The organism is Sulfurospirillum sp. hDNRA2 (genome assembly GCF_024206095.2).
Classification (GTDB): Bacteria; Campylobacterota; Campylobacteria; order Campylobacterales; family Sulfurospirillaceae; genus Sulfurospirillum.
Map to the genome: position 1 here is coordinate 267,618 of NZ_CP159800.1, position 17,199 is coordinate 284,816.

17 protein-coding genes are annotated in these 17,199 nt (G+C 46.4%); 10 read left to right on the top strand and 7 right to left on the bottom strand.

Going from position 1 to position 17,199, the window contains the following annotated elements; genetic code table 11:
• Positions 1-9: 9 nt before the first annotated feature.
• The 3 genes from NL930_RS01440 to NL930_RS01450 are packed head-to-tail and all read left to right on the top strand — an operon-like array spanning position 10 to position 4,412.
• Entirely contained in the window at positions 10-2,874 is a 2,865-nt protein-coding gene (locus NL930_RS01440; protein WP_254377182.1) for a formate dehydrogenase subunit alpha, read from the top strand.
• Positions 2,875-2,883: 9 nt separating this feature from the next.
• On the top strand, positions 2,884-3,516 hold the full coding sequence (fdh3B, locus tag NL930_RS01445; RefSeq protein ID WP_254377181.1) for a formate dehydrogenase FDH3 subunit beta: 633 nt from the start codon (positions 2,884-2,886) through the stop codon (positions 3,514-3,516).
• Entirely contained in the window at positions 3,513-4,412 is a 900-nt protein-coding gene (locus NL930_RS01450) for a formate dehydrogenase subunit gamma (protein WP_254377180.1), read from the top strand. Before fdh3B ends, NL930_RS01450 begins: the two co-directional genes overlap by 4 nt.
• Positions 4,413-4,462: 50 nt before the next feature.
• On the opposite strand, the gene NL930_RS01455 is transcribed toward NL930_RS01450, so the two are convergent.
• The 7 genes from NL930_RS01455 to NL930_RS01485 form a co-directional block, all read right to left on the bottom strand.
• On the bottom strand, positions 4,463-4,774 hold the full coding sequence (locus NL930_RS01455) for a DUF190 domain-containing protein (RefSeq protein ID WP_060825161.1): 312 nt from the start codon (positions 4,772-4,774) through the stop codon (positions 4,463-4,465).
• A complete protein-coding gene (gene crcB, locus NL930_RS01460; RefSeq protein WP_039673782.1) occupies positions 4,771-5,160 on the bottom strand; it encodes a fluoride efflux transporter CrcB in 390 nt (129 codons plus the stop codon). Before crcB ends, NL930_RS01455 begins: the two co-directional genes overlap by 4 nt.
• Positions 5,161-5,223: 63 nt before the next feature.
• Positions 5,224-5,985, bottom strand: coding sequence for a class I SAM-dependent methyltransferase (locus NL930_RS01465; protein ID WP_254377179.1), 762 nt, complete (start codon positions 5,983-5,985; stop codon positions 5,224-5,226).
• 49 nt (positions 5,986-6,034) lie between these two features.
• On the bottom strand, positions 6,035-7,813 hold the full coding sequence (locus NL930_RS01470; RefSeq protein WP_254377178.1) for a radical SAM protein: 1,779 nt from the start codon (positions 7,811-7,813) through the stop codon (positions 6,035-6,037).
• Positions 7,814-7,824: 11 nt separating this feature from the next.
• Positions 7,825-8,607: a bifunctional 2-polyprenyl-6-hydroxyphenol methylase/3-demethylubiquinol 3-O-methyltransferase UbiG gene (locus NL930_RS01475; protein ID WP_254377177.1), complete on the bottom strand. Its 783-nt coding sequence runs from the start codon at positions 8,605-8,607 to the stop codon at positions 7,825-7,827.
• A gap of 89 nt (positions 8,608-8,696) precedes the next feature.
• Positions 8,697-9,719, bottom strand: coding sequence for an ABC transporter substrate-binding protein (locus tag NL930_RS01480; RefSeq protein ID WP_039673775.1), 1,023 nt, complete (start codon positions 9,717-9,719; stop codon positions 8,697-8,699).
• A 265-nt stretch (positions 9,720-9,984) separates the two neighbouring features.
• On the bottom strand, positions 9,985-10,758 hold the full coding sequence (locus NL930_RS01485; protein ID WP_039673773.1) for a TOBE domain-containing protein: 774 nt from the start codon (positions 10,756-10,758) through the stop codon (positions 9,985-9,987).
• A gap of 264 nt (positions 10,759-11,022) precedes the next feature.
• On the opposite strand from NL930_RS01485, the gene NL930_RS01490 reads away from it, so the two are divergent.
• The 7 genes from NL930_RS01490 to NL930_RS01520 all read left to right on the top strand — a co-directional run bounded on the left by NL930_RS01490 (position 11,023) and on the right by NL930_RS01520 (position 17,188).
• Positions 11,023-11,469, top strand: a complete 447-nt coding sequence (locus NL930_RS01490) for a MotA/TolQ/ExbB proton channel family protein (protein ID WP_039673771.1) — start codon at positions 11,023-11,025, stop codon at positions 11,467-11,469.
• Complete coding sequence (locus NL930_RS01495) at positions 11,459-11,863, top strand: biopolymer transporter ExbD (protein WP_041963048.1); 405 nt, start codon at positions 11,459-11,461, stop codon at positions 11,861-11,863. The genes NL930_RS01490 and NL930_RS01495 overlap by 11 nt, the downstream gene beginning before the upstream one ends.
• Before the next feature lie 158 nt (positions 11,864-12,021).
• Positions 12,022-12,570 carry a hypothetical protein gene (locus NL930_RS01500; protein ID WP_254377176.1) on the top strand — a complete coding sequence of 183 codons (549 nt, stop codon included), beginning with the start codon at positions 12,022-12,024 and terminating at the stop codon, positions 12,568-12,570.
• A gap of 5 nt (positions 12,571-12,575) precedes the next feature.
• Positions 12,576-13,604 (top strand): ABC transporter substrate-binding protein, encoded by a 1,029-nt coding sequence (locus tag NL930_RS01505; RefSeq protein ID WP_254377175.1) that lies wholly within the window; start codon positions 12,576-12,578, stop codon positions 13,602-13,604.
• A 132-nt stretch (positions 13,605-13,736) separates the two neighbouring features.
• Positions 13,737-15,797, top strand: a complete 2,061-nt coding sequence (locus tag NL930_RS01510; RefSeq protein WP_254377174.1) for a TonB-dependent receptor plug domain-containing protein — start codon at positions 13,737-13,739, stop codon at positions 15,795-15,797.
• Between the two features lie 75 nt (positions 15,798-15,872).
• Positions 15,873-16,484: a class I SAM-dependent methyltransferase gene (locus NL930_RS01515; RefSeq protein ID WP_254377173.1), complete on the top strand. Its 612-nt coding sequence runs from the start codon at positions 15,873-15,875 to the stop codon at positions 16,482-16,484.
• The gene (locus tag NL930_RS01520; RefSeq protein WP_254377172.1) at positions 16,475-17,188 is read left to right on the top strand and encodes a TonB family protein; all 714 of its coding nucleotides are present in this window, start codon (positions 16,475-16,477) and stop codon (positions 17,186-17,188) included. The genes NL930_RS01515 and NL930_RS01520 overlap by 10 nt, the downstream gene beginning before the upstream one ends.
• Positions 17,189-17,199 lie beyond the last annotated feature (11 nt).

A 17,199-nucleotide genomic window follows, 5' to 3' on the forward strand; every position in this document is an offset into this window, starting at 1 on the left:
GGAGATGAGATGAGTAAAACAGAAAACCCCATACTCTCCTCTAGCAAAATCGGAAGACGCTCATTTTTAAAAATGGCGGCTCTGGGAAGTGCTAGTTTTGGAGCGGGGAATCTTCTCGCTAAAGAAGATGCGATCAGAGAGGCGAGTGCGGAAGAGGTTAAGAACCCGTTCCCCGGCTCAAAAACGGTTAAAACGATCTGCTCGATCTGTTCGGCAGGTTGCGGCATCAAAGCCGAAGTGCAAAACGGTGTCTGGGTCAGACAAGAACCCGCCCACGATCATCCGATCAGCGAAGGAAGCCACTGTTGTAAAGGTACGGATCAAATCGATTTGACCAAGTCTAAACAACGTATCAAATTCCCGATGAAAAAAGAGAACGGTAAATGGCATCGTTTGACATGGGAACAAGCGTTAAACGAAATTTCTTCTAAAATGTTAAAAATTAGAGAAGAGAACGGTCCGGACACATTGATGATGTTGGGTTCGGCCAAATTTAATAACCAACAATCCTACTACTTTAGAAAATTTGCCGCGTTTTGGGGCACAAACAATATCGATCACGTAGCTAGAATCTGACATAGCGCTTCTGTTGCCGGTGCGGCAAATACATGGGGTTACGGTGCTATGACAAATCACTTCGGTGATATTGTTGCCAATTCTAAGTTAGTGATGATGGTTGGAGCCAACTCTGCCGTTGCAAATCCAATCGGATTTAAACATTTCCTCCAAGCCAAAGATAGAGGCGCGAAGTTGATCGTCGTCGATCCTATCTTTACAAGAAGTGCCGCTAAGGCCGATATTTACGTGCGCATTCGACCGGGTACGGATATTGCGTTTGCGTATGGACTTTTACATGTTATCTTTAAAAACGGTTGGGAAGATCAAGATTTTATCGATCATAGAACCTATGCGATGGATCAAATTAGGGCTGAAGCCGCGAAATGGACGCCTGAAGAGGCTTCTAACGTTTCAGGTGCTTCCGTTGCACAAATTCTTGAAGTAGCAGAACTTTACGCTAAAACGAAACCGGCTGCTATCGCATGGTCTTTGGGTATTACCCAACACTCCGTGGGCAGTTCCAATACCAGAATTCTCCCTATTTTAGCGCTTGTAACGGGTAATGCGGGAAAATCCGGCGGCGGTTGTCAAATTATCCGCGGTCACGATAACGTTCAAGGTGCAACCGATATGGCGAACCTTGCGGACAGTTTACCGGGGTACTACGGTTTGGATAAAGCCGCATGGCAGTACTATTGTAAAACATGGGATGTCAGTTTAGAATACATGCAAAATCGTTTCCATCCCGATCTTGACGAAAAAGGTGAGCGAAAATGGATGCACGCCAAAGGTTTCTCACTTGCGAAGTGGTGGCAAGGTGTTTTACAAGAAGAAAAAACGACCTCTTCCGCTCCGATTCGCGTGCTTTGGGTACAAGGAACGGGAATTACCTCGATGTCTCAGCAGGTGAAAATCAAAGAAGCCATCGATAAGCTTGACATGTTAATCGTAGCCGAACCGTTTGTGAACGAAGCGGCAATTATTACCGATCGCAAAGACGGTATCTATATCTTGCCGGTTGCGACGCAATTTGAGTGCGAAGGAACGCTTTCTGCTACCAATCGTTCCGCGCAATGGCGCTCTCAAGTCGTGAAACCGCTTTACGAAAGCAAAGCCGATCATGAAGTGATGTTCGAGTTTGCAAAAAAATTCGGATTTTACGAGGAGTACGTCAAAGGCATGAAAATGCGTGCCGAAAACGGTAACGTCGTTCAGTATAAAAACGATTTTGTATGGCCGGACGATGCGGTACGTGAAATCGCGCGTACGGTTAAGAGTATCGGACTCTCAGGCTGGACGCCAGAGCGTCTGCGCAAACATCAGGAAAATTGGCATCTCTTCGATCCGTTGACGCTCAAAGGTCGCGGCGAGATGGAAGGCGAGTATTACGGACTTCCGTGGCCGTGCTGGGACGAAAAACACCCGGGTTCGCCGATCCTTTACGATGTTTCCAAACCGGTCAACGAAGGCGGCTTGGGCTTTCGAAATCGTTTCGGAATGGAGCACAACGGCATAAGCCAGATTGCCGATGAGACCGTGACGCTTCCGGGGCAAAAAATCCAAGGCGGTTACCCGCAGCTTACCAAAGCCAATATCGAAAAAGTGCTCGGTATTACGCTCTCTGAAGAAGAAAAAGCACAAATGGGACCGAGCTGGGCGATGGACTTTAGCGGTATTATTCAAAAATACGCTCGAGAGTATGGCGTTTGCGTCTACGGAAATGCCAGAGCGCGTACGATTGTTTGGGAATTCCCCGATCCCGTACCGGTTCATAGAGAGCCTATTCACTCTCCAAGATGGGATTTGGTACAAAAATATCCGGCACTTCCGGATCAAGCGAATAACTTTAGGGTTGCAACACGTTACATCTCTGAGCAAACCAAACAAGACTGGTCCAAAGAGTTCCCGACGATTCTAACGTCTATGCGTTTGGTTAACCTCTCAGGGGCTGGTATGTTGGAGCGAACGAGCAAATACCTCTCAAGCATTACGCCGGAGATGTTTGCGAACATTCACCCCGACTTGGCGTCTAAGTACGGTATCGAAGATAAGGGAATGATGTGGATTCACGCGCCTCAGGGTACAAAGATTAAGGTACGGGTTCACTACAACCGTAGCGTAACGCCGGATCGTATTTGTATGCCGTACAACTTTGCGGGTATTATGCAAGGGGTCGATTTGAGCGCAAATTATCCCGAAGGCATACGTCCGTATACGATCGGAGAGAGTTCCAATACGATCACTAACTACGGCTTCGACCCAATCACCCAAATATCAGAGTTCAACGCGGGTCTATGCCGTGTGGAAAAAGCGTAAGGAGACACCATGGAAAATACCAATAGCCGATTAAAATTCTATTGCGATACGGATCGCTGTATCGAATGTTTCGCATGTGTGGTCTCTTGCCAAAATGCTCACGAATTACCCGTGGGCATTGCCCGCCGTAAAGTCGTGACGCTGAGTGACGGCGTCGAAGGTAAAGAGACGTCGATCTCGATTGCGTGTATGCATTGTGCCGACGCACCGTGCTCGCAAGTTTGTCCGGTGGATTGTTTTTACATCCGAGCCGACGGTATCGTGCTTCACGATAAAGAAAAATGTATCGGATGCGGATACTGCTTGTACGCATGTCCGTTCGGTGCTCCGCAGTTCCCGCGGGATGGCGTTTTCGGTGCCAAAGGTGCGATGGACAAATGTACGATGTGTGCCGGAGGTCCTTTAGAGACCAACTCCGAACATGAGCGAGAACGTTACGGTCAAAACCGTATTTCCGAGGGAAAAGTACCCGTATGTGCGGCAATGTGTTCAACCAACGCCTTGTTGATCGGAACGTCGGAAAAAGTCTCGGAACTTTACCGTACCCGTGTATTAGCACGCGGTCAAAGCAAAGAGGCGAACAACTCGTATATCTGGAATATGGCGTATAACAAACAAGGTAGAAAGGGGCTAACGCAATGAAGAAACGATGGGTGGTGCTTTTGAGCACACTACTAAGTATGTCGTCTCTTTATGCCATTAGCGTTAGTCAATTCGATAGTCCGTTGTACGGAACGGCGATGCTAAATGCGATTCCCAATTACCATGCGTTTGGAGAAGTGTTTACGCTTCTTCAACGCGAATGGTTCTGGAAAGGCTTTTTAATTGCATTGTTTCTCGTTCCCGTTGCGGGAGGCATTCACTATTTACTGATCGGACCCAAAGTGTTTTCGCATCATGGAAAGAAGATTTTTGCGTTTAGCGTGATGATGCGAATCATGCACAATCTTGCGGCCCTTTCGTTTTTAGTCATCGTGCCTACGGGCTTTGTTATGGCATTCGGAGATTTTTTCGGCGGCGGTATGTTTGTAAGGATTTGTAAGAACTTACACGGTTTGGCAACACCCGTGTTTGCGATCACGGTTCTTCCGATGATTATTGCTTGGATTAGGGATATGTTCCCCAATAGCGACGACGTCAAATGGATGATGATCGTGGGCGGATACCTCTCCAAAGAGAAGAAACCCGTCCCCGCGGGCAAGTTTAACGCCGGACAAAAAGCATGGTTTTGGATCGCGATGCCAGGCGGTATCGTCATGATCTTTACCGGTGCGCTGATGTTCTTTTTAAACAAGGACCTTTCACCCATCGCTACGATGTTCGACATGAGTCAAATCGACCTGCTACGTCTTAGTGCGATCGTTCACAATATCTTAGGTATGGTCGTCGCTACGTTCTTTATGGTGCATGTCTATATGGCGGCGATTGCCATCAAAGGTGCGATTCATTCGATGATTACGGGTTATAAAGAAGAAGAGGAAGTCGCCATCCTTCACAGCTCTTGGTACAAGAAGCTCAAAGAAGAGGGCAAGGTTTAATTAGCCTTACATGTCAAAGAACGAAGCGATTTTTTTCTTCGTTCTTTGATTTAAATTGTTCCGAATTCAATGGCGGTTTTGGTGTAAAAGATCCCCAAATTTTCTTCACTTAAAAGTGCAAAAAGTTTTTCACACTCTGCTTCGTCTACATTCATAATCACTTCCACGGGCTCATCGGCCAGTTCAAAAAAAGAAGACGAGTGTAGTTTTCCGTCGCGTCCGATACCTTGCGCGGCATTTAAAAGCGTCACGCCTTTAATCTCCAATGCTTCCGCGGTTTTCATCAACCAGCGGCTAATCGGTTCTCCGTTAGGGTGTTTGCGACTTTGTAGGGTTGAAAATACGAGCTGAAATCCTTTCATAAACTTCCTTTGTGTATTAAAGTATAGCTGGCAATGCCTAGAAGCGTCATAGCGATCGAACCCATGACATGTAAGAAAATTGCAAAAAGGCTTATGCCTAAACGTCCCGATTGAATGAGCGTGACGATCTCGGCACTGAAGGTACTAAACGTCGTGAGTCCCCCTAAAAATCCCGTGATAATAAAAAGCCGCCATTCGGGAGCAAGTGCCGTATTGGACGCAAAAAAAGCGATAAAAAAACCTATGAGATAACCGCCGAGTAAATTGGCTCCCAGCGTTCCGAGTGGAATAGACGGCGTGAGACTATTGAGCTTTGTGCCTAAAAACCAACGTAAAAGCGCACCGAAACCCGCACCCGAAAAAATAGCGACGAGGGTAGATACCATCTCCAAAACCTTGCATAAAATTTTACGCGATTATAGCATAACGAAGATACGCGGGCATCTTCGTTATTTATACCATACGACGATACCTTTTTCCGCTTTGGTCGTAATATGCACTTTATCTTGATCGCTGCTATTGGATACCAACAAACGTTTGATCACGCTTTCTTGCGGCGTAATTTCGCGCCTTTGGAGTTGCTCGTACGCATACTTTTTCGCTTCTTCCGGTGTATAAATTTCCGTCCACGAGGTCTCAAAGAAGGTATGGTGGTAACGCATCGATTTTTGTTCCAAACGATCCATAAACTGGCGGGTTTTAAAACACCCGTTGGCACTACAGTCGTCTTCGATACCGTGCGCTTGCATGAGTGCATCGACGAAAAGATTGGTTCGGTAAGAGCCCCAACCGACGTAAATACCCATCGTATCGGAAGATGCCAGCATTTTTTCCATTTTTTCTTCCGAGTTGATCGCGGGCGTCATCGAGGCTAAAACGATGTCGTAGGTATTTTCGTCCGCAAACGCTTCCCAATCGCTTTGATGCGTTTGAATCGCTTCGTGAACGCCGTGTGTGTGTGCGTCTTCGCGTAAAGCTTTTAGCATACCGCTAGAGACGTCCACGGCGGTCACGCGCGCTCCTTTAAGCGCTAAAGGAATGGCGATCGTTCCCGTGCCCGATCCGATGTCCAAAATGCTTTTATTTTCAAAGCAAACCCCTTTTCCCTCACACCAGTCTAAAATAAATTGGACGTCTTTACGCATAGAATCGTCGTAAAAACGCGGATAGCGTTTTGCCATCGCTTCCCAAACAGCATTTTTCTCTTCCATGAAACTCCGTTTTTTTTGATGGGTTTTCACGCCCTTTTCGTAATGCGTATTATAGTCGATTTAAACGATGAACGCGACTGGGTTTTGCAAACGAACGGTTGAGCATCGACGCTTCAAACGTTTGACCGTAAAATTGTTTGTAAAAAAGCGTCGCTTCGTGATGAATATCGAAATGAAAAATTTCGGGATGGAGCATATCGGCGATATACATCAACCCCAAAATCCACCGCGGGCTTCCAAAATCGAAACAGGGATAAGGGTGCGTATACACGCGATGTTGCTTGATTGCTTCGACGTCGATTTGCTCTTCGCGACAGGCGTCGTAAAACGCTTCTAAAGGAGAGTCTAAAAACGAAGAGATAAAAATGACGTCCGGATTGAGTTTAAGTAGCTCTTCGCGCGTAATTTTGCGTCCCGGACGACCGTCTAAAACCAACGTTTTATTGAGGCTCATACCTCCTGCCAATTCGACCAGTTGGTTTTCTAGGCGCGTATCTTCGAGTGCAAACAGAGGTTTACCCATCACGTAGTAAACGCGAGGGCATTGCGTGACTCCTTTGAGCGCATCGACGATCGTATCGATTTTGTTGCGCATATAAGCGATCAACGCATCGGCATTTTCTTCCTTTCCGACGATACGCGCTAAAAAAAGAATCGTAGCGGCATAATCGTCAAAATTTTGAATATCGACATGGAGTTTTTTCAGTCCGTTATCCGCCAAAAGTTCTTCCCAACAGCGCGTTACGTCATGTTGATTGTCGACGCCGAGTGCGACCAGCGTTCCCTCGACGATCTCTAGTGCGCGCGTCATCGGATAACCGCCTTCAAATCCCTCTTCGTCGAAAACGTTTTGCGAAGGAGCTCCCGTAATCGCAAGCGTGTGAGCGCATTTCGTGCATCGACCGTCTTTAAAATGATGGATGCGACGTAGCTTTGAGCCCATCGGTCCGTAAAAATCGCGTTCAAAAATGAGTGCACCGCACGAAGGGCAGTAGGTATGAAGGCACGTGCTTCCGGGAGAATTAAATACGTAAACGTAGTCCAAACGGCTTTTGAGCGTTTGATAAAGCATTTCCGATTCTTGAATGGAGGGTTCGTCCTCAAGTGCGGCATCGTCGATCGGAATAAAGCGCATTAATTGCAACGGTATGCTTTTCGAAAGCGTTGCCAAGTGCTCGGCAATGGCGACGACTTCGCTTTCATTGCCTTTTTTGTGAATGCACGCAACTTCAACGTGAACGCCTTTATGCACCAGATATTCGATATTGCGCAGTACCGGTTTGTAGCTATTTGCGTGACAACTACGGTAGATTGCGTTGCTTAGCCCTTTGAGCCCGATGTTGATAAAATCAAGGTAAGGGATTAACATGTCAAGCGTCTTCAACGTAAAATAGCCGTTACTCGAACAGCCCGTCACGAGTCCTGCTTGTTTGGCGAGTTTGCAAACTTCCAAAAACGTGAAAAACGATGCCAACGGGTCGTTCATCAAAAACGCGATGCCCGTGCAGTTAAGGCTTTGCGCTTTTTGAACGATTTGTTCAGGGCTCAGTACATGTAAAGCTTTGGAGTCCGTATCCATCTCTTTGGCGACGACCGTGGAGATGCAACCGTCGCAATCGAAATTACAACCCGTGGTGCTGATTTGTAAAAATTTGGCACGCGGGTGAAAGTGCAAAACCGGCATCGTTTCCGCCGAAATAGGTGCCGTAACCAAATAGGTATTACTAAAGCGTTCGTGAATCGCACCTTCGCGGCATTCGTAACGATGGCATTCTCCGATACTTCCTTCTTCCATATGACAGCGTCTTTCGCAAATAAAGCAGACCATGAAGTAACCTTTTAAGTATGTTTGGGGCAAGTGGAGGGGTATTTGGAAAACAACACCATCCCTTTTTCGGCTTGCGTTTCGATTTTGACCGTTCCGTCGTGCATAAAATCGCGAATAATCGCATCGACTTTGCGCTCATCGGGTGAGAGATTTTTTCGGGCAAGTTGTTCAGCGGCATACGTTTTAGCTTCGTCGTACGTGTAGGTCTCTTCCCATGCGGTCGTAAAAAACTCGTAACTATACGCAAGCTCTTTGGTGTCGAGGTAATGCATAAAATCGGCAACTTTGATGCAGCCTCCCGACATTTTTTCGGGGGCGTCGTGCGCTTGCATCAATGCTTCGAGAAAAGCATTGGTTTTGTAGCGTCCCCAACCGACATAAAGTCCCATCGCATGGGTTGCGCTTATCATTTTATCGATATGGATTTCTTGGGAAATAGCAGGCGTCATAGACGCAAGAACGATGTCGAAGGTTTGCGTCAGTGGAAAACTTTCCCAGTCGCTTTGATACGATGTGAGATAGTCACAGAGGTTGAGCGCTTCGGCATCGCTTTTGAGAGCATCTAGCATACCGCGCGAAAGGTCAATCGCGGTGACGCGAGCCTTTTCAAGGGCTAAAGGGATCGAAACCGTACCGGTTCCGCATCCGATGTCCAAAAGAGAGCGGCCGTTAAAATCGAGCCCTTGACTTTTTGCCCATGCAAGAACGCGTTGCACGTCCTTTTGCATCGCAGGATCGTCATAATGCGGATAACGCTCCGCCATCGTATCCCAAAACGAGTGATTGAATTCCATACCGTGTCCTTAGGTTTCGCTATATTGTTGAAACTATAACGAAATTTTCCTCTATCTTCAAGCTATTTTTTCATCATTGGACGATTTTTTTAGAGACTAAAATAGGTTTTTAGCTCTTCGTCTCGAAGTTCTACCTGAAAAAAGAGACGATAAAACGCTCTTACTTTTTCCTGAATCGAGTAAGGATAACGCGTCGGATAGAGTTTGCTCGCAATCCAGTGCGCTCCGATAATGCGCATAAAAGAGGGCGGTCTGTCCGTCCAGTTAAAAGGCGTTTTCGGTACTAAATAGACACGCTTGTTTTGAACGGCTTTGAGCATTTGCCATTTGGTATCGGTAAACACCGTTTTAAAGAAAACGGGACTTTGCACGATGATGACTTCGGGATCGTAGATCAAGACTTGCTCAAAACTGACCTCTTGCATTCCGATGACGCTGTTTTGAACGCATTTATGCACTAAATTGCCGCCGGCTAAAGCTAAAGGTTCGGAGTGAAACGAAACGTCGCATTCGGTTTGAAGCCCCAAATCACCCTCGGCGTAATAGACTTTCGTACGTTCCGCCGGCGGAACGGAGCGGACGAAGTTTTGAAGTTCTTCAAGGTACGTTTGCGCCATATCGGCAAGCGCGTTAGCGCGTTCTTCTTTTTGAAGCACTTTTCCCAGTGTTCGAAAAACTTCCGGATAGCGCGTCGAATCGTCGATGTTAACTTTAAGGGAGGGAATGGAAATGCGCTCTATATCTTTGGCCGTTTTTTCGTTAAGCAAAGGCGTATCCCACGTAATAATCACTTGAGGATGCGCTGCGACGATGGCTTCGAGATTGGGGATATTATTTCCGTGCCAACCGCCTAAAATAGGAAGTTTCATAAAGCGTTCGCTTAAAAATCGATCGCCGTTTTGGTTGTCTTGGTTGGTTTGAGGAAAATTAACGCCGATGAGCGATCGGTCGTCGATGACGTATAGCATAAACGTAATCGGAGGCGCAGAACCGTAAACGCGCGTCATATTTTCGGGTAAAACCACGGGTTTACCGCTAATATCGCTAAACGTACGATGGGTATCGGCAATGAGAAGGGTAATGAGACTGACAAAAAACAAAGCGTATCGCATCTGAACTCCTTTTTTAAAAAAGCGGTATGTATGAAAAATTGCTTGAAATCGTCCTCTAAATCGTTCGAATAGGGCTATCTGAGATGGTTTTTGCGGTTTCATCCAGACATTCGATACGATCTCGATATATTTTTAAAAATATAATGGTAACGGAAAAAAAGAGAGAAAGCAAGCTAAGGGATGATTAAAAAAGAATATTTGATCGATGTTACGGCATAAAACGATGTGCTAAAGCATCGATGAGAAGGCGTATCACGTAAAAACGTTAAACGCCGACGATAATTTGAGATGCTTTGAAAAACGCATAGGCTTCATCGCCTACTTTAATGCCTAAAGTGTCGAATGTTGCGTGAGGAATTGTCGCCGTGATCGTGCTTAGACTCGGCAATTCGAGCGTGACTTCCGTACCGGAAGCGTCACTTAAAACTTGCACGACTTTGCCGTGCAAAAGATTTTCACATGTAGAGGTCGGTTTCGTTTTGGATAGGCTAACCGAACTGGCTTTTAAGATCGCAATAATCGAATCGCCGACGCAAAGTCCCAAATCGGCGTAACTGTTATGCGTAATGGAAGCGTAGAGTTTTTCCGCGTCTTTGATCGTAATTTCGAGCAAAACGTTGACCGTGTCTTCTTTGATGTCGGTGACGATACCCGTGAGTTGGTTGCGTGCGCTGAGTTTTAAGGAGAGCCGACTGAGAGCCTTAACGATCGTACTTAAATCTTCGCTATCGGAGAAAAGGTCTAAAAACTGTCGGTGTTTTTGCTCTAAGGTATGAAACGCTTGAATAATTTCTTCTCCTTTTGCCGTCAGAAGCGTTCCGCCGCCGCCTTTACCGCCGCTGGTTTTTTGCACCAAGGGCTCGTCGGAGAGGTTATTCATCGCATCAACCGAATCCCAAGCGGCTTTATAGCTCATTTTCATCGCTTTTGCCGCGGCATGAATCGAGCCGTGATGTTTAATGCGTTCCAACAACTCGATACGTCCTCGACCGAGAAAATTTTTATCGCTTTTTTTGATCCAAAGACGGGCTTCTAGCATCGGTATTTCCTTCTACGGGTGTAAGTCAAAATGATCGGTACAGTATAGCACAAGGGAAGCAAAAAGGGAAATGTGGTCATTTATTGAGCAAGATGATGCTACTTAGTGTATAAAAAATAGTATTAATGACGTTGTATTTAGATAAATATTACGTTATAATGCAAGGTTGTTTCTTGTTGTCGGCTCTTTTTCGCTCGCTCGTTATGTAATATAAGTACATATCGAAAGAGCGGAAGAGAGGCTTTTTTGAAAGGAAAATACGGAATGTTAAGTGAAAAGTTTTTATCGTTTGCGTTACTCGGAACCGATCCGGTATTGTGGGTTTTAGTCGCCATGAGCGTGATCGCTTTGGGCGTGATGATCGAGCGGGCATTGATTTTTTGGCAAATTGAAAAATATTATAAAGAGATGGATGCGTATACGCTCAAACTCAGTCTTGACGCGAGGCTCGGGATTTTAGCGACGTTTGGAAACAATGCCCCGTTTATCGGGCTTTTCGGTACGGTTTTAGGCATTATTCAAGCGTTTCACGTTATCGGCAATAACCACGCTTTTGACGTTCAACCTATTATGCAAGGCATTTCCGAAGCCTTGATCGCAACGGCTACCGGGCTATTTGTGGCGATTCCTTGCGTGGTGGCTTACAACTACTTTATCCGACGCGCGAAAACGATTATGATAAAACATGAGGCGTACTGCCATGGCAAGTAGCCTTGAGGTCGAAAACGAGATCGCCGACATCAATATGACGCCTTTTGTCGACATCGTGCTGGTAATCTTGGTTATTTTTATGGTCACCGCAACGTTTGTGACGCAAGGCAAAATTCCTCTGAATCTGCCGCAGGCAAGCAGTGCCGAAAAACAAAAAGAAGAGCAAAAACCGATCGTCATCTCTTTGGATAAAGAGGGTGTTTTTTACTATGAAGACGTTGCGATAGAACCCGATGCTCTCGAAGCGAAGATTGCCGCATTGGACTTTGCGGATCGCACGATTATTCTTCGTTCCGATGCGCAAACGCCCTTTGAGTACGTCGTGAAAATTATCGATACATGTAAAAAATACCGTATTACGTCGTTTGCGATTCAAACCGCGGACCGTCGGTAAAATTAGACTTCTTGCAAAGCTCATTTTGCAAGAAAAAAAAGCACCAAGGTGCGTGGGCTTTGCGCCGAAGAAAACGCAGTGTTAACGTAGTCTTTAGAGCTTTGCTTTAAAGACGTGTCAAGAGTTCTGCAAGAACTCTATTAAAAAAGGAAATAGCCATGTGTCAGTCCCTCGAAAATGCTCTGATTCAAGACGTTAAACGCTCTAATGCTTCTCAAAAATTACGTTGGAGCGCAAGCAAAGAACATATGCGTTTTCCGCCCATCGTGAAGCCCGAAGAAAATTTTTTAAAAGCCGTAGGCGAAGAGAACCTTCTTCGTATGGTTATTCATCATCATCGCTTACTTCAAAAAAGCGAAATTGCTTACATGTACCCGATCGATGAAGAGGCTTTTATGGAAGGCGTGCATAAAGCGGCGCATTTTTTTATTCAAGCTTTAGGCGGCGGCAATGTTTACACAAAAGCCTACGGCGCGCCTTCGATGTGTAAAACCCACGCACCTTTTGCCATCGATGCCCATGCGCGCGAAGTGTGGCTGAGGTATTATGCGCAAACGCTTCAAGAGATTGCGTTTCCTAAAGCGTATTTGGAACAGTTTTGGACGTGGATCGAGACGTTTTCGCTGCGTATGATCAACCGTGCCGCTCCCAATACGTATGCGAAACGGCTTTTTTCCCACGACATGCAACGCGAATACGGATGGTAACGGCGATGTCTTTTTATCGATTTTCGATTGGTTTTTTGATGATTTGTTTCGGCTTGGGCGAACTCCTTTTCGCACGCAGTATCGTCGATATGAGCGGACAGACGCTCGAAGTCCCAGAGACGATCACTAAACTCTACGCTTCGTCGCCGCCTTCGACGTATATGCTCTACACGATCGATCCTTCGTTGATCGTGGGCTTAAATTTCGATCACGCTAAAGGCAATAACGAATCGTCGAATATGCTTGACCCTCGTTTTACGTCGCTTCCGGTGATCGGAGGTTTACAAGGCGGAGCCAATAGCATCAATCGCGAAACGCTTTTGGCATTGCACCCCGATGCGATCATTTCGTGGAACACCGACGCTTCCAGCGGTCTTGCGGCATATTTATTCCAAAGCAGTCACATTGCGACGATTAACGTCAATTTGGAAAGTATCGACGATCTCGCACGAGCGTATCGTTTTTTAGGTGAATTGCTGGATAAAAAAGAGCGTACGGAACCTTTGGCACTCTATGCCCAAGAGGTGACGCGCCAAACAAGAGCCTTGGTAGAACGTCGCGTTTCGAAACGCCCTGTCGTTTATTATGCCGAAGGTACGGACGGTTTGGCGAGTGAATGCGACAGCTCTTCGCATTACGAAGCGATCAAAGTTGCCGGCGGTATCAATCCCCATTTGTGTCAACCAAGCGGCGGTAAAGGGATGGAAAAAGTGACGCTCGAACAGGTCATTTTGTACAATCCTGACGTCATTATCGCACAGGAAAAGGAGTTTGTTCAAAATGTTCAAAACGACCCGAGATGGCGTTTTGTCGCGGCGGTGCAAAACAAAAGAGTCTATTTGGTTCCGAAAAAACCGTTTAACTGGATCGATAGACCGCCTTCGTTTATGCGCCTTTTAGGGATTCAATGGCTGACGCACGTTTTATACGACGAACCGAATGCCTCGGAATTTGAGATGCGTATGCAGGAATTTTACCGCCTGTTTTTAAGAATCGATCTTAATCAAACGCAACACCAAGCGATTTTGAATTAAAAATGTCGGCATATGAGCCTTACATGTCAAGAACGCACATGCGCATATACCGTAAATCATCACCGATCGAAGGTGTTGCGCTTCTTAACGTCACCTTATCGCCAAAGTCTTTGGCAAAGCAAAAGGAGTAATATGTCAGTTTTTAAGCCGTGTTTCGGTTCGCTCGTTGTAGCGTCCTGTTTGTTTCCTTTATCGCTCATTGCCGCCGATACGGTCTACCAGTTAGATCCGGTGAGCACGACGGAAAATGCCGAAGGTACGCCGCGCGTCGTGCGTGAAGACCTCAAACCCGATAGCATCGTCAATCCCAATAAAGTCGAAAGTAGTTCTCAAGCGGGCGTTGAGATTTTTACGCAAGAAGATATTCGGGATTTGGCACCTAAAGATATGTTCGACCTTTTGAGCAAAGCAACGGGCGTGGACGTCACGTACCACGGACGTAAAAGTCCTTATTTTGTTAACGTGCGCGGCGGCGGTTCACTGACGTATATTATCGACGGGGCGATTTTACCTTCCACCGCCAATAAGATTCTTCAAAAAATACCGATGAATGCGATCGAAGAGATTCAAATCGTTCGCGGTTCTTCTTCTTTAACATTAGGTCCTTCGATTAATATCGGCTCTTCTAATTCCGGCTCGGGCGTTAACGTCGGTTATATTATTATCAAAACCAAACAACCGAAAAAAACGGAAGCGATTTTACAAGGTTCCGTGGAAAAAACGGAGAGTTTCCCTGCGGCAAACAAAGAGAGCCTTTATGTGGGGACGCGTATCGATAACGAAGAAGGAAGCGCATTTGTCGGCGGATTGGTTTCGGGAATGCATCGCGATAGTACCGATCGCTATTTTGACGGACAAACGGCCGATGCGCGAATGGCAAATGCCGGATTTTCTTACGGTAAACTCAGCGGTAAAATTATGGCGTACAAAGACGAAGGGCGTTTTGAAATGCAACGCGGCGTTACCGTTACAGGGGCATTAGATAACTCAAAATGGTACTACGATCCGATCACCACGGAAATCGTCAGCGGCGATGCGACCGTTCAATGGAACGAGAACCACGCGACTTTGGCATCGCTTTTCTCCACGCGTTACGAGCACACCGAGTACAGCAACGAATCGTTTGCAACGACGGCAACGGGCGTTGCTAAACCGTATTGGGAAGAGACCGAAGGTGTTAGCTTGCGCCACAATATCCGTTACGGCGATACGACCGTGATGCTAGGCGTGCAATCGACCGACGACGAGGGATTCGGAGCCAATAACAGTGCGAGCTATAACCGCTTTAAAGTCAATGTTTTGGGTTGGTCGGGATCGGCGGAACAAAAGCTTTTTGACGGGGCGTTGATTTTAGACGGCGGTTACAGAGAAGATCAAAAACATATCGATTATTCAAGTACGAGTGCTTCAAGAAACAGCGCCAACAACGATGAAGATATGGCACCGGCTAAAATCTACGCCTTCGGCGCCAAATGGAATATCACGTCGATTTATGCTTTAAGCGCGCGTTATTTCAATGCCGATCAAGGGACGATGGGCGATTTTGACGTTAAAGCGCAAACGGGAACGTTACATGCCGAAAAACAAGAACGTTTCGAAACCAGTTTGGAAGCCAATTACGACAAGATGTTCACACCGATGGTGACATGGTTTAAAGTGAAAATCGATAATGAAAAAACCGCAAGCAACACGACGTACGTCCAAAACGGTCAAACCTACTATTACTACACGGAATCCGATACGGATCGCGACGGCATCGAGCTTTTGTTAAAAGGATATTTTTCAACGGGTACGAGTTATAAAGCCAGTTATACGCGTCTTTTGAATTACGATTCGATTAGCAGTACCGGCGTTACGACGAATAATATCGGCGGCTCGAATCCAAGAGACCTTTACACGCTTCAAGTGACGCAAGAGTGGGATAAATACCGTGCCAACGTATCGCTTCAAAAAGAGAGCGGATGGCATACGTCCACTTCGGCGATGGGAACGGCGTACGATGTTAATTTAGGCGATTTTACGCGGGTTGACGCCAATATCATGCGGGATTTTAAAACCGCCGGAAATACGACGACGACGTTAATGCTTTATGCTAGAAACATTACCGACGAGAAGTATGCGACGCGTTATACGACGGGGTATTACTACGATCGCGGTCGTGTCGTCGGTCTTGACGTAACGCTTAAATATTAGCGTTTTTGGCACAATGAGACGAAACGCTCAGGCGGGTTTGACGCTTGCTTGGGCTTTACATGTAAGGAAAAAAAGATGGATGTAGAACACTACGATCAACAATCGCGAACGGTTAAAAAACCTTTGTACACGTACTATGCGCAAAAAATTAAAGATCAAACGCGGATGATCGAAGGCAAATGTTTAGACGTCGGCGCGTGCGGCGGTTATTTGGGATTGGAATTGGCAAAAATGACCAACCTACATGTCACGTTTTTCGACCTCAATGCGGAGGCTTTGGAAAAAGCGGCTTTGCATCTGGTCGAGGACGGTTTAGAAGAGCGCGGAGCGACGCTTGTGGGCGACGTTCACGCGATTCCTTTAGAAGACGAGACGATGGATTTGATTATTTCCAGAGGTTCGATGCCCTTTTGGGAGGATCCGGCTTTAGCATTGCAAGAGATTTACCGTATCTTGAAAAAAGGCGGTACGACGTTTGTCGGCGGAGGCAAAGGAACGCCCGAAATTAAAGCGCAAATTATCGAAAATATGCTTGCCGAAGGTCAAGAAGTCGATCTTGAAGCAATGGATAAAATGCACGGGGACGGGATGAAACGCGATTACGATGCGTTGCTGAAAAGTAAAGGCATTGAAAATTTCATGATTCATCGCGCACAAGACGGTATTTGGATACAGATGTGGAAATAAGTGTCTTCAAAAAGCGTACATTTTCATCGATAGCCGTTTTCGGAACCGTTCTTGTGCATGCGTGTTTGGTGTATGCTTTGGCGGCGATGCCCAAAGTGTTTGAGTCTGCGGAAGAGAAAGCAGACATCGTGCATATTAGCCTGATCGACGACGAAAAACTTTCCGCACCGCCTAAACGCGAGGAGCCTCAACCTCCGATTGAGCAGCCAAAAATTCCGAACGAAGTTCCCAAAGAACAACCAAAGCCTCAAAAAAAACCCGTCGTTGCCCAAAAACCTATTGCCAAAACCGCTCCTTCTCCCGAGCCTTCTCCTATCGTAGAAGAGACGGTAACGCCGCCTCCGCCTTCTTCGCATCAGGCACTATCCGCTTTAGAGCAACCCTCTCAAGCCTCACGTGCGTCTCAAGCCAATGAAGATGCCTTGTCACGGTATTTGGCAAAGGTTCGAAAAGCGATCCAAGCCAATCTTCAATACCCGATGATGGCAAAAAAGATGGGTATCGAAGGCGAAACGACGGTGCAATTTAGCATTCAAGCCGACGGTACGGTCGATAAGCGAACGCTAAAAGTGTTGCACTCTAGCGGGAAAAAGGTTTTAGACGCTAATGCCCTCAATGCCGTCATTGACGCATCGCCGTTTGAAAAGCCTCCGCAAGAAGAGCTTTTTATTAGCGTTCCCGTCGTTTTTAAATTACGTACGTAAAAGGATGATCA

What these genes read in the sequence shown, in the direction of transcription:
- fdh3B (WP_254377181.1), top strand. Translation starts at nt 2,884, where the DNA reads ATGGAAAATACCAATAGCCGATTAAAATTCTATTGCGATACGGATCGC.
- NL930_RS01465 (WP_254377179.1), bottom strand. Translation starts at nt 5,985, where the DNA reads ATGGAAGAGAAAAATGCTGTTTGGGAAGCGATGGCAAAACGCTATCCG.
- NL930_RS01450 (WP_254377180.1), top strand. Translation starts at nt 3,513, where the DNA reads ATGAAGAAACGATGGGTGGTGCTTTTGAGCACACTACTAAGTATGTCG.
- NL930_RS01515 (WP_254377173.1), top strand. Translation starts at nt 15,873, where the DNA reads ATGGATGTAGAACACTACGATCAACAATCGCGAACGGTTAAAAAACCT.
- NL930_RS01485 (WP_039673773.1), bottom strand. Translation starts at nt 10,758, where the DNA reads ATGCTAGAAGCCCGTCTTTGGATCAAAAAAAGCGATAAAAATTTTCTC.
- NL930_RS01480 (WP_039673775.1), bottom strand. Translation starts at nt 9,719, where the DNA reads ATGCGATACGCTTTGTTTTTTGTCAGTCTCATTACCCTTCTCATTGCC.
- NL930_RS01455 (WP_060825161.1), bottom strand. Translation starts at nt 4,774, where the DNA reads ATGAAAGGATTTCAGCTCGTATTTTCAACCCTACAAAGTCGCAAACAC.
- NL930_RS01500 (WP_254377176.1), top strand. Translation starts at nt 12,022, where the DNA reads ATGTGTCAGTCCCTCGAAAATGCTCTGATTCAAGACGTTAAACGCTCT.
- crcB (WP_039673782.1), bottom strand. Translation starts at nt 5,160, where the DNA reads ATGGTATCTACCCTCGTCGCTATTTTTTCGGGTGCGGGTTTCGGTGCG.
- NL930_RS01475 (WP_254377177.1), bottom strand. Translation starts at nt 8,607, where the DNA reads ATGGAATTCAATCACTCGTTTTGGGATACGATGGCGGAGCGTTATCCG.
- NL930_RS01495 (WP_041963048.1), top strand. Translation starts at nt 11,459, where the DNA reads ATGGCAAGTAGCCTTGAGGTCGAAAACGAGATCGCCGACATCAATATG.
- NL930_RS01490 (WP_039673771.1), top strand. Translation starts at nt 11,023, where the DNA reads ATGTTAAGTGAAAAGTTTTTATCGTTTGCGTTACTCGGAACCGATCCG.
- NL930_RS01470 (WP_254377178.1), bottom strand. Translation starts at nt 7,813, where the DNA reads ATGGTCTGCTTTATTTGCGAAAGACGCTGTCATATGGAAGAAGGAAGT.
- NL930_RS01510 (WP_254377174.1), top strand. Translation starts at nt 13,737, where the DNA reads ATGTCAGTTTTTAAGCCGTGTTTCGGTTCGCTCGTTGTAGCGTCCTGT.
- NL930_RS01505 (WP_254377175.1), top strand. Translation starts at nt 12,576, where the DNA reads ATGTCTTTTTATCGATTTTCGATTGGTTTTTTGATGATTTGTTTCGGC.